The following is a 13,094-nucleotide window of genomic DNA, read 5'->3' as shown; positions in this document are numbered from 1 at the left end:
TAGAATATTTTAAAGAGTTTTAGACGATGAACAAAACCGCATACATAACAGGAGGTTCTAAAGGTATTGGGTTAGGAATTGCAGATGCCTTGGTAAATGAAGGTATTAATGTTGCGATTTCGGCGAGAACAGAGGGGGATTTGAAGATTGCTGGGGAACGATTAAAGGCAATCGGAAAAGGAGAAGTTTTAAGCATCCAATCAAATGTGAGAAACTTCGCTGATGAAGAGAAAGCGGTGCAAAAAGTAATAGACACTTGGGGCCGGTTAGATTATTGTATTGCGAATGCGGGAATAGGAAAGTTTAGCTCGATTGATGAAATGAGTGTCGAGGATTGGAATTCAGTTGTGGATATTAATTTGACAGGCGTATTTCATACAGTTAAAGCGGCTATTCCTGCACTCAAAAGTTCTAAGGGTTACATTATAACTATGGCGAGTTTAGCAGGTACCAATTTCTTCCTAGAAGGAGCGGCTTATAATGCCAGTAAATTTGGATTAGTCGGTTTTTCCCAGGCAATCATGTTGGATTTACGACCATACGAAATTAAAGTTACGACTATTATGCCAGGTTCCGTCGCTACTTTTATTAACGGACAAACCCCTTCCGAGAAAGACGACTGGAAAATTCAACCAGAGGATATCGGGCAGATGGTGATTGATTTAGTAAAAATGAATCCAAGAACCTTACCGAGCAAAGTAGAAGTTCGACCTACTGTGCCGCCTTCTGCAAGAAAATAAAAATTGAAAACGGGATATTTAAAATTTCACCCTATCGGAAAGTCTAATGCCTAAGGTCGCCAAAGCTATTTCGTCAAGACTTTGCGCATCCCCTTCAAAATGATAGGTTCTGCTTACATGTATGATTTTCTCACCTTTTTTAAGTTCTTTGGCACTTGAAGAACTCTCTAATTCATAAAATGGACCAAAGGGCCCAGCCGTTGCAGTAGTGCCATCGTTGAATATGTTTATCACATCGCCACCATAAGGGTCTGTTTGTTTGGTTTTTTGAGAATTCATGTATAATGGACTATCCTCAAAAGTAAATTCAACAATCGTAAGCAGATTCAGTTCAGGGGAATAGCTTCCGAAGATGGGCACGGTGTTTTCTGGAAGGATTCCTATTTTATTTAAATAGTTCGCATCGGCTTTGTAGTGGACAACTCCATCTTTGATTTGCATTCTTGAATCATCCAAGGGCGTAAAATAGTTCGTAACACTTTCTATTTGACCCCTGGTCGGAATAATCGCAACCGTGCTATCGGTAGGTATTATACAGCTTAAAATCCAAATGGAAATGAGCCCTGTTTCCCTAGACCATTCATTGGTGCCGATATTTGTCATCTCGGTTTCCGTTTCAAAACCTACGTGATAAACATTCTCTTGAATGGAAATCTCGAGATTTTGCTCAATACGCTCTTTTTCTAGAATTGCAACTCTTCGGTGTAAATCAATATCAAATACGTAATCTTGATAGTTTTTAATACGCATGCGGCCTGAACTTTCAATCATCTTGTCATTTTTAGCAATGACTTTGAAACTCAAGGTATCCAAGTCTGGGGAAATCTGCATATGTTCATCTTCGAAGGTCGAACCCCTTTCAAAGAATACGTTATATTTTCCGTACTGGGGTCCAAACCACATTCTGTCTTCGCCGCCCAAACTACTGAACCGTCTCTTAAAACTACCGTCTAAGATGGCCTCTCTGTTGAACCAACCGTAGCTCTTTCCCTTTAATCCCTTCGAGCTACTCGTAAATACACGGCATTGTAGGCGACCGGAAACCGCCACTAAGGCGTTTTCGGTTTTAAGAATGTGAAGGTCTTTTACTTTTGATAGTATCTCCTGGTCCTGTTCAAAAGTAGGTGTTTGTGATTTCAGCTGGCATCCTATAAATAGAAAGAACAGAGTCAAAATCGAGGGAGCATTGTAAAGCGATGGAACGAAGTTCAAATTACTCGTATGAAGAAAGACCAATAATTTCTCCATTGGGGCCGACAAAAAAAGTATACTTATCACGCGCGTAGTTCTCATTTTCCAATTTATACCCTTCTTCCTTCAACTTGTCACCGATTGTGACGATGTCATTTACCTTTAGCATGAAGTGGTTATGATTGGTATTTCCAATAGGTCCTATGGTATGCAAGAACTCAGGTGCGGTCACCGATAGACCTATTGTTAAATCATTCGCTTTTAGTTTCATGACCAACATTCCTTCGAGCCCGGGTCCGTGAAGCACTTCAGCATTGTCTAGCTTAAAACCAAGAATTTCGCGATATAGTTTCATGCTTTTTTCAAGTTCGAGCACGTGAATACTGATATATCTTAAGCCAGTAACTTTTGCCTCCGATATGCTTTTTTGAGAATCTGAACTCTGGGCGTTGCTACAAAGGGTTCCTACTAATATAAGTGCTATCAAGAGGTGATTTTTGGAAATTAAGTTCAAGCTATTACTATTTTTGATTTTCATATTTCGATAAGATTAGTTGGTATATAATTGTTTAAAGAAAATTAAAATAAAGATCTTTTTTCTGGCATAAGAGAATCGATTTTTCGTATTCGAATATCTTTAAAGAATACTTCTGCTGCTTCGCTTTGCAATTGAATCTTTCCCCTTGTGAGAGGTACATCCGTACCGTTTTCATCAACATATCTTGAATTTTTTAAAATCATCACTACCTCCCCATTCACCATGTGTAGACTTTTGCCTTCAAAACAATATAAGTCAAGTGTATTCCATTCATCATGTGGATTTTCGTAATTGCCACTTCGTTGACAATAATTTCTATAGGGACTATTCATTCCTATAGGGATGTAATCTTGGTTTTTATCAGCAAGGGGGTCCAAAACAGATTCGGGTTTATAAGCTCTAACATCTATAACGGAATTCTCCTGACTCCAAAAATCGCCTGTATGTCCTTCCATAATCTGAAATTCTTGAGAAAGCATCCATGATCTCCAGTATTCTATCCCATATGGTCCAACGGAATGATATAGAATTCCAGAATCTTTAAGGAGGTCTTCGCGATAGGCCCATTTTTTATTGCCCCATTTATATTTTATTTGGAAATGATAGTTCTCATAATCGTCTTTTGTAATCAAACAGCCATAATATTCCCCACTGTTTCGAATTATAGTTTCTTCGCCTTCTTGAAAAGTAGTAAAAACATCATAATCAGGATTGTTTAACCCTATCGGAGGAATCAAATTACCCTGCTCATCTTTGGGTTGAGAACCGTCATACCCCACTTGATGTTGGTAGCTTAAATATGTATCCCATTTGGATAGGTCGGAATCAATCAACTCATTCCATTCTAGTATTTCTACTACTTTATCGTCCTGATCATTCTTTTTTACTTCTGTGCATGACGCTATAAGAAGAAGAATGAAAATACTTGTTTTATAAATGTTCATAAAACCTTAAATTACTTTGGTTAATTGTTAATTACGATGCATTGTAATCTATGGTAATATTAAAAAATCCCTTTCTTTCTCAATGGGGTTTATTGGTCTTAAATAAGGAGATTCTGATCTTCAAAAACTGGTAAGTTCATTTTAACCGGTATGAATTAAACTTCACTTTTTACCAAATACTTTGAAGGTGCTACGCCAAACTGTTTGCGAAAACACTTTCCAAAATAATTAGGGTCGTTAAAGCCTACTTTATAACTGACTTCAGAAATACTCAATTCTCCTTGTCCTAATAGTTGTGCCGCTCTTTGTAAGCGAATCATTCGAATGAAATCGTTTGGAGGTTGGCCGGTTAGTTTTTTTAATCTTCGAAAAAAGGTCGAACGACTTGTATGCATATCGGATACCAATTGATCAATCCAATAGTTTTCGTTGCTCATATTTTGCTCCATACGCTCCATAATCTTGTCTAAAAACTTTTTATCTTCTGAATCGAGAATAATTTCCTTTGGAGTTAGCTGATCTTCCGTCTGAAAACGAAGTCGCATAGATTCCCTAGATTCAATGAGTTTATCAGCTGTAATAGACAATAATTTCATTTTGAACGGTTTGGGGATATACGCATCGGCACCCGACTCAATTCCTTTAATTCTATGTTCTACCGAATTCAATGCAGTGAGTAAAACTATGGGGATATGCTTGGTTCTGACATTCGATTTCAGTTCATGGCAAAATTCAATGCCGTCCATTTCAGGCATAAGAACATCACTGATAACTAATTCAGGCAATTCTTGCAAAACAATCTTTAGACCGTTCTTGCCTGTATCGGCTTCCAGAACACGGTATTTTTTTTGAAGGCCATTTTTAACCAGTGATCTGATATCCTCATTATCGTCGACAACGAGAACCAATTTCCTTCCCTGTTGACTTTTTTTGGAGGCTTTTTCAATAGTATCTGATTGTTCATTTGCAAGCCGTCCGTTAGCCTGCTTTTTAGATGCCGAAAATTCTATTATTTCCTCTGGCAATAGATGTTCACTGCCTATAGGAAGCTTTAATGTGAATCGAGTTCCCTCGTTTATTTTTGAATCAACTTCAATGCTACCATAATGTAAATCCATCAAATCTTTGGTTATGGCTAGCCCAATTCCTGAACCGGTTTTCAAAGCATTACTATCGGTCTTGTTCACTTGATAGAATCGTTCAAAGATATGCTGTAGTTGATTATGGGGTATTCCACAGCCATTATCTTGGATTTCTATACATATGTATTCAGATTTTATTTCTCCTCCTCTGATATCTAAGGTGGATTTCTCTTTAGGAATAAACAGACGAACGGCGATGTTTCCATCACTTTCCGTAAAATTTATAGCATTGGAAATCAAGTTGTTCAGAACTTTTTCGAGTTTGTCCCAATCAAACCAGACCTCAGAATCATAGAGGTGACTCTCAAAAATCAGATTTATGTTCTTTTTTTGAGCCAAAGCTTTAAAGGAAAACGTAATTTCCCTTACGAAATGAACTATGTTTGATTTTGTGGCCACTAGTTTCGTTTCACCGACTTCTATTTTTCTAAACTCCATCAATTGATTGACCAATCGCAAGAGGTAGTCAGCATTTCTTTGGACTAAGCCTAATTTTTTCCTCAACGAACTACCGATGTCATAATCATTTAAAATTTCCTCTAATGGATTCATTATAAGGGTTATCGGCGTTTTAAAATCGTGAGAGATATTTGTAAAAAATTGAAGCTTTAGCTTGTTGGCTTTTTCAATTTCGTGTTGCACTTTAATGGCGGTTCTTTCTTTGGCTTTTAAATGGAAATAAGATCTTATTCCAAGAAGAACAAAAGCTAGTAGCAACGCATACAATAAATAGGCCCAAATGGTGCTCCAAAAGGGAGGTGAAATATGAAATGTAATGCTCGCTGGGGTCTCATTCCATACCGCGTCGTTGTTTGAGGCCTTAACTTTAAATTCATATTCTCCCGGTGATAGATTGGTATAGTGGGCAAATGATGTTTCCTTAGAAAGTTGCCATTCTTCATCGAACCCTTCAAGTTTATAGGCGTACTTGTTTTTTTCAGGTGCAGCGAAATGAATTGCAGCAAATTCAAAAGTAAGCACATTTTCATCATATTTCAGTTCGATTTCTTCTTCGTTTAGTGCTGAAAGCGAGCGATTCAAGATGATACGATCATTGAATTCTTGACCAACTTTAACGGCTTGATTTTTTATTTTAAACGATGTGATTTTTGGCACGGCAGGAATTGTATTGTCCTGCAGATTTTCAGGGTGAAAGATGTTTAACCCTTTAAGGCCACCGAAGAAAAGATATCCTTCTTCATTCCTATAATAGGCATTCTTTCTAAAATTATTTCCTTGCAACCCATCCTCCTTATTGAAATTTTTGAAAACCTTTGTTTTGGGGTCAAAACATGAAATTCCATGGTCTGTGCTTATCCATAGTTTATTGTTTTCGTCTTCAAGAATTCCATAGATAGCATCGTTTGCCAGGCCATCAGCTTCGGTATAATGTTCAAATTTAGGTGATCGACCAAATGTTTCCGTAAACGTCATTTTATTTAGTCCCCCTCCAAATGTGCCTATCCAATAATTTCCTTTCTTATCCTCATGAATGGAAAAAACGGAATTGTGGCTGAGGGAATTAGGGTCTTTGGGATTATGTTGATAAGGGATAAAAGTATCTTCTTGTCCCTCTTTCCCCGGAACAAATAGATTCAGACCACCTTGTAGTGTGCCGATCCAGACGTTTCCTTTACTATCTTCGAAAAGACAGCTAATCTCGCTTCCACTTATGCTGCTCCGGTCGTCTTCACTTGTGAGATAATATGTTGCTTCTGAAAAATCAAATGATTCACTGTTGGGAAATTTTTTCTTTTTCCATCGTACTAAGCCTTCAACGAATGAACCAAACCAAAGGTCACCTCTACTATCTTCCAACGACGAGAAAACTTCAATCATCTGATTGAAACCATTTTGACCAAAAGTGATTTTTTTAGTTTCTGAATCGACTATCATGTGGGTAATTCCATCTGTACTGCTTACCCAATAGTCATTATCCTTGTCTTTTAAAATCGACCAAACGGGTTGTTCAAACACCTGTTTCGAATGAGCCCATTTATTGTCTAGATAGTACCTACTAAATGAAGGATCATCATATTTTTCACCGCTAAAGTTAATTGTGTTTAGTCCGTTTTCGGTACCTACCAAAAGAGCCTTTTTCTCACCCTCAACTATGGCATTGACTGAAGGATTACTCAGGGAGTTATGGGAAAAGGGATTATTTTTTAATAAGGTGATATCTTTTCTTCTTAAATCACACTTGTTCAATCCGCCTTCTTCCGTGCCTACCCACAACACATTGAAGGTATCCACTAATATGGTCTCTACCTTTGTACTACTTAGACTTTGACTGTCGAGCAAATCGGGGGCATATTGGATATAGTCTCCGGTTTTTGAATTAAACCAATACAGTCCTACGCCATGAATTCCAAGCCAAAGATTATCATCTGATGCCTGATTAATCGCAATCAGCCCTCCATATTCAGCTTTATCCGTAGGTCCTAAGTTGAATTGAAATTGTTTAAAATCTCTCTGTTCTAAAGCATCGAAATCTTCCGGGTTTTCGATACAGACAAGCAACAAGCCCTCAAGGCCGATCCAAAGCCTATTTTTATTGTCTAAAAAAAGTGATTTCACACTTTCTTCAAAAGCGGTGAATCGCGTAAAACCCTTCTGAGACCCGCTCTTCATTTTATTCATTCCATTTACGGTACCTACCCATAAACTACCTTCAGAATCTTGGACAATAGAGTGAATTTGATTGCTATTAATGCTTGAGGAAATGTCAGGTCTATACACGTAATGATCGGGCGTAATACCCTCTATGTCCGAGCTTTTAAAATGATATAAGCCAGAATGAAGTGTGCCTACCCAAAGCGAACCGTCTTCTTCAGGATAAATAGCACTAATCCGTTTGTCTTTTAAGAGCAAGGGAAATGTTGAAAAGGTCTCGGTCACTGGATCAAACTTGCTTAGACCTCTTCCCGTTCCAATTAAGATTTTGCCTGATGAATCCAACTCCAGCTCGTAGACTGAATTACTTACCAGACTATTGGGGTTGTCCGATTCATGTCTATATATGGTGAAATTCTTTCCATCGTACTTGTAAAGACCGTTTGGAGTAGCCATCCATAAAAATCCTTCCCGATCTTGAAGTATCTTCATTACGGAGCTTTGGGATAGCCCCTTATCATCAATGAAATGCTCGAATTTTAAATCAGGGCTCTGTGAAAAAACGAGCACGGCATACAAAAGACATGCTACCGACCACCATATTTTGAAATTTATTCTGAATACTTGTTTCATTGTGATCGCCGCTTCTTCTTTACTTCCATTAAATATACCACACTATTTGAAAATACTATTTGATGTATTTGGTAAATTCTAGCCAATTTACCGTAAAATTTGGTCTCGTATTGATAGGTGTTTTGTTTTGAGCCTGTACATTGATTTCATGATTTGCCATAAAATTGATAAGACAAAGTTGTATTAGTTTTTAATTATAAACAAAAAGGCGACCCTCGGATTAAAAGGGCCGCCTTTAAACTAACTCAACTTGATTAATAGGGCTATGGTACTAACCCTATTTTTTAAATATCAGTATGCAGGATCTTGAGTCAAAACTCCTGGTTGTAAATCGATTTGCGTTTGGGGAAGAGGAAAGTGATCGTCTTGACCTGCCGTATAGGTCGCCCCTTGCAACCATGGTAACCTGCCATCAGATAATTCCGATTGCAAATATTGAGGAATTACCTCATCGTCAATACCCCATCTTACAAGGTCTTGAAACCGCATTCCTTCTAGCGCAAATTCCAGTCTCATCTCATGGTAGATAGCCTTGCGAGCATAATCTTGGTCTGGGAACGAATCGTACAATCCAAGGTTATAATTTGCTGCGGGTTGATCTTCTTCGATGTCCAATACAAACCCACTTTCAAAGGTGGTATTGTTTACCTTTCCCATTACGAGATCATCTTGGGCTCTTTCTCGAATCATATTAACCATGTTCTTCGCGGTTTCCAAATCGTTTTCGGCAGCGGCTACCTCAGCTCTCCATAAAATAACATGACTTAGTCTAAAAAGACGCCAATTATTTCCATTCAGTCCTGCTGACCATGTTGGGCTTGAAATAGAAATTGTCTTAAAATTTCTTTTGTAGAACATGATTTTCTTGTTCAAGAAAGGTCCCATGCCGGCTTGATCTAACATCCAGTCACCACCTGACATCGGTCCCCAGTCTAAAAATGGGATACCTCTTCGCCCTATAGTCCAATCAACCCGAGGGTCTAAAGCTACGTCTGTAGGGGTAAATGGCTCGGTATCTAAAATACCATAGTCTTCCAGTAAAAGGTCATCTTGAAACGTATCGAACAACGGTAGGCCGTTGGCATCGACTTTAAATGCATTAAACAAATCAAAGGAAGGCGCGCTATAGGCACAACATAGTCCAACATCGGAACCTCTTGGAAACAGGGTTCTATGATCGATGCCTGAATTTGCATCACCTGCACCGTCATTTACGGTATATTGAACCTCGAAAATGCTCTCAGCGTTGTTTTGTTTTTCTTCATCAAAGTTGTCGTAATAATGGTCCATAAGCACAAACGGTCCATTGTTTATAATATCGTCTAACAAAGGTTTTGCTTCGGAGAACTCTTGCTGAAACAAATGTACTCTAGCCTTTAATGCTTTTGCTGCCCAGCGAGAAGCACGCCCCACCTCAGGACTTTCGGCCATATTATTGTCGATGCCCCATTGTAGGTCTGCTTCGATATCGTCCCAAATTTCTCTGTCATTAGGTACTTCTCGTGCAACCATATCTTCGGTGATATAGGGTACTTTCTCAATTTTTGAACGTAATTGAAAATAGTACCATGCCCTTAGCCACCTTGCTTCAGCTTCTAACTGAGTTGCTCTTGCAACTTCGATATTCTCACTTGCCTGTCGCAATATTTTCAGAGCGTCGTTAGCCCTGGCAATTCCATCAAAATTAGCTATCCATAGTTCATCTACCCAAGGATTAGTGGGGTCTACCTCAAATCTCTCGATAAGGTTAATAGGCGCCCATCCACCTGTTTGGTCTCCACGGTGCATATCATCTGAGGTTACATCACCCCAAACCCAGTTTGTAGCTGAAGCGCCCCCGGTACCACCTGCTTCACCAGCGGCATAACCATCAATTCTTGAGTAGGCACCTATTAGTAGTAAATCTACTCCATTTTCATCTGCAAGGGTTGCCTCACTTACGGCACCTTTGGGTTTTTCCTCCAAGAATTCCTCGCTACAAGCTCCAAGCACAAGTAATAAAGCGCTTAGTAATCCGAATTTTAAAAGTATTTTTTTCATCTTTCTCAATTTTATTTTTCTAACAATTTATAATTTAATATCCAAACCAAAAATAATCTGTCTTGGAGCTGGCCATGTACCGCGATCAAGACCTCTATCGATTTCATTGCCTACAAATATTTCGGCATCTAATCCAGAATAATCACTAATAGTGAATAGGTTCGTGCCCATAAGATAAACTCGTACAGCAGAGAGATCGAGCTCCTTCAAAATTCTTTCCGGCATATTAAAGCCAATTTGAGCATTTTGCAACCGTATGAATGAAGCATCTTCAATTAAGTCAGAATGCGTATTCTGCTCAAAACTAGTTTGAGAGGAGGCCTTAGGTAATACGGCATCCGCATTATTATCTAAATAAGGGCTTCCCCATGAACGGAATAGTCTATCCGCGCTTTTAGGGCCTTGAAATAGACCATATCTAGTAAACCGATTGTAGTAGTTAATCGCATCATTGCCTTGGCTGGTATATAAACTAGCGGTAAAATCAAAGTTCTTGTATTCCATTCGCAGGTTAAGGCCAGCAGTAAAATCCGGATGCGGATTACCAATGTACGTTCTATCATCTGCCGTAATCTCTCCATCACCGTCTACATCGCGAATTTTAAGATTTCCCGGTTGGTTATAATCTCCATTTGGTGCGTGTGCGTCTGCTTCAGCCTGCGACTGAAATATACCATCTACCACATAGCCAAAGAACTCGGGAAAAGCAGTTCCGGTTTCAGCACGTGTGTAGCGCTGAGCACGTTGTTGACTACCTACAATGAATTCGTCTTCGTTATCCGATAGTTTTTTAATTTCATTTCTATATTTTGAGAAAACAAGACCGACTGTATATTTAAAGTCACCATCCTCATTTCCACCGCCACTATAGCTAAGTTCCAAATCAATACCTTTATTTTCCATGTCTCCTATATTAACGGAAGGTGCATTGGCAATACCCTCCACTGCTGGAATTGCAACAGGGAATAACATATCAGAAGTATCTTTACTCCACACATCTAAAGTCATATTAAGACGATTGAAGAAAGTAGCATCAATCGCAAAATTGGTTGATGTAGTAGTTTCCCACTTCGCATCGGGATTGCCGATAGCTGTTGTCTGGACTCCTTGAACAATTGTGCCATCTGCCCCTCCAAGACCGTAGAAAGACGCTCCTAAACCGGAACCAAAAGTAGAAAAGCCGTTGTAATTCCCAATTTGATCATTACCTGATTGACCCCAACCAGCTCTTAGCTTTAAATAACTCAACCAATTGCTGTCACTCAAGAAGTTTTCCCGAGAAACAACCCATCCTCCCGAAACTGCTGGAAAGTTACCCCATCTATTGTTGGCTCCGAATCGCGATGATCCATCACGTCGAATAGTAGCCTCCAACATGTATTTATCGTCATATGAATAGTAAGCCCGACCAAAATAAGAATTAAGCGCCCATGCTGCTGCGGCCGAGCCATTAGTTTGGTTGTCAGAACCAGAACTCAATTGGAAAAAATCATCATCGGTCGAGATAAAACCTTCTCGCCCAGCGTTTATCTGATCAAACTCAAAACGTGTTGCCTCAGTACCTAATAGCAATTCAAAATTATGTAAGTCATTGAAGGTCTTGCTGTAATTGATAGTATTGGTCCAGTTCCAAGTTAGGTTCTTTCCTCTGGTCTCATTTAACGTACTGCCCGTAGTACCATTGGTGTTTTCTGGATCTGCAAATCTTGGATCGAAATTGCTGTACCAGCTTGTATTGTATCCGAAGAGAGATTTCACTGCAATATTTTTCAAGGGTTTAATTTCGATATAAAAATTACCCGTAGCGTTAATAGTAGTCCTTTTATCTTTTCGTTCACGAAAATTGTTACCCAGCGGGTTCGGACCATCATTCAAGCCACCACCTACTATACCTCCGGCAAAGTTTCCGGCAATATCTCGAACAGGAATTAAAGGACTTGTTTCCACAATGGTGTTAAAACCCGCCGTATTCCCTTTTGACTGAGTTAACGTCACACCTAGCCTTTGTCCTATTTTTAACCATTCTTTTAATTGCGAATCTGCATTTGCTCGGAAGGCATATCTATCAAAAGAATTATAGCGTAACACTCCTTCTTCTTTAAAGTAGTTACCACTTAAGGCGTAGGTTGTTTTCTCTGAACCACCTGTTACTGTAAGTGTGATATCTGTAATTGGTGCTGGTTGATACAACTCTTTCAACCAATCCGTACCATTTGGATTAGTAAGCGTAATTGGGTAATCACGTAACACATATAAATCAGGATTCGTAGAAGGGTCGCCTATAGACGCTCCATTCGGAAATAGGTAATCATTAAAAGTAGTTCCTTGAATGTCATTGGGGTCAAAATTAAAATGTGGGTGGCTGGGCGTAATTCCGTCGTTGGTCTGTTCCAACCAGATTTGCTGGCCCACCAAAGTTGGATCTGTCACAAAATCATACTTTGAATTCGCAGTACCTACTCCCGATCTTACATTCAGTTCAACATTAGCAGACTGCCCTGCCCTTCCGGTCTTTGTGGTAATCAGAACAACACCATTCGCTCCTCTGGCGCCATAAATTGCCGTTGAAGAAGCATCTTTAAGTACTTGCATTGATTCGATTTGATTCGTGGGTGGCAGTTGCGCACCAAAAACACCATCAACAACATATAAGGGCCCATTACCATTAATAGTACCCAAACCTCTAATTCGAACCTGTGCTTGTTGACCTGGTCTTGCCGAGGCAACTACAGTCACACCTGAGGCACTCCCTTGCAAAGCTCGAGTCGCATCACCTGCTGACTGTTGCTCTATGTACTGGGACTTTACCGAACTGACCGCACCTGTTACGTCACTTCGTTTTCGTGAACCATAACCAATAACCACTACCTCGTCAAGTGCCGCGGCATCTTCGATCAAGGTAACGCTAATCATTGTTTGTTCACCAACGACTACTTCCTGTGTTGCATACCCTAAGTAAGATATTGAAAGTACATCTTCTGGGGAGGCTTCAATGGTAAAATTGCCATCAAAATCTGTTTGTGTGCCAGTTGTGGTGCCTTTGACCAATATATTGGCGCCTGCTACCGGACCCAATTCATCGCTCACTGTACCGCTAATTTGCGTTTGTGCGTAAGACAATGAAGTAAAACAGATAAAAGCAAATAAGGACATAATGCCCCTTTTACTTTTATGAATTTTTTTTCGAAAATGGTTTTTAAACATAATAGGATGAGTTTTTAGTTTGTTAGTAATTCAAGTTCAAATGTTTTTT

General features: G+C 39.3%; 7 protein-coding genes. 1 reads left to right on the top strand and 6 read right to left on the bottom strand.

What is annotated here, in order from left to right:
* Positions 1-26 precede the first annotated feature (26 nt).
* On the top strand, positions 27-740 hold the full coding sequence (locus tag FEE95_RS20235; RefSeq protein ID WP_138659848.1) for an SDR family oxidoreductase: 714 nt from the start codon (positions 27-29) through the stop codon (positions 738-740).
* An 18-nt stretch (positions 741-758) separates the two neighbouring features.
* Here the strand turns inward: FEE95_RS20235 and FEE95_RS20230 are convergent, their stop codons facing one another.
* The 6 genes from FEE95_RS20230 to FEE95_RS20205 all read right to left on the bottom strand — a co-directional run bounded on the left by FEE95_RS20230 (position 759) and on the right by FEE95_RS20205 (position 12,994).
* Positions 759-1,988, bottom strand: a complete 1,230-nt coding sequence (locus FEE95_RS20230; protein ID WP_138659847.1) for a DUF6786 family protein — start codon at positions 1,986-1,988, stop codon at positions 759-761.
* A complete protein-coding gene (locus FEE95_RS20225; protein WP_138659846.1) occupies positions 1,954-2,469 on the bottom strand; it encodes a VOC family protein in 516 nt (171 codons plus the stop codon). Before FEE95_RS20225 ends, FEE95_RS20230 begins: the two co-directional genes overlap by 35 nt.
* Positions 2,470-2,510: 41 nt before the next feature.
* Positions 2,511-3,413, bottom strand: a complete 903-nt coding sequence (locus tag FEE95_RS20220; protein ID WP_138659845.1) for a 3-keto-disaccharide hydrolase — start codon at positions 3,411-3,413, stop codon at positions 2,511-2,513.
* Between the two features lie 155 nt (positions 3,414-3,568).
* Positions 3,569-7,801, bottom strand: coding sequence for a hybrid sensor histidine kinase/response regulator transcription factor (locus FEE95_RS20215; protein WP_138659844.1), 4,233 nt, complete (start codon positions 7,799-7,801; stop codon positions 3,569-3,571).
* A 291-nt stretch (positions 7,802-8,092) separates the two neighbouring features.
* Positions 8,093-9,841 (bottom strand): RagB/SusD family nutrient uptake outer membrane protein, encoded by a 1,749-nt coding sequence (locus tag FEE95_RS20210; RefSeq protein ID WP_138659843.1) that lies wholly within the window; start codon positions 9,839-9,841, stop codon positions 8,093-8,095.
* 27 nt (positions 9,842-9,868) lie between these two features.
* The gene (locus tag FEE95_RS20205) at positions 9,869-12,994 is read right to left on the bottom strand and encodes a SusC/RagA family TonB-linked outer membrane protein (RefSeq protein ID WP_238474625.1); all 3,126 of its coding nucleotides are present in this window, start codon (positions 12,992-12,994) and stop codon (positions 9,869-9,871) included.
* Positions 12,995-13,094 lie beyond the last annotated feature (100 nt).

It is taken from the genome of Maribacter algarum (ex Zhang et al. 2020) (assembly GCF_005885635.1).
Classification (GTDB): Bacteria; Bacteroidota; Bacteroidia; order Flavobacteriales; family Flavobacteriaceae; genus Maribacter_C; species Maribacter_C algarum.
Note: the sequence above shows the minus strand (reverse complement) of the source record. Positions and strands in the feature narration are given on the sequence as shown.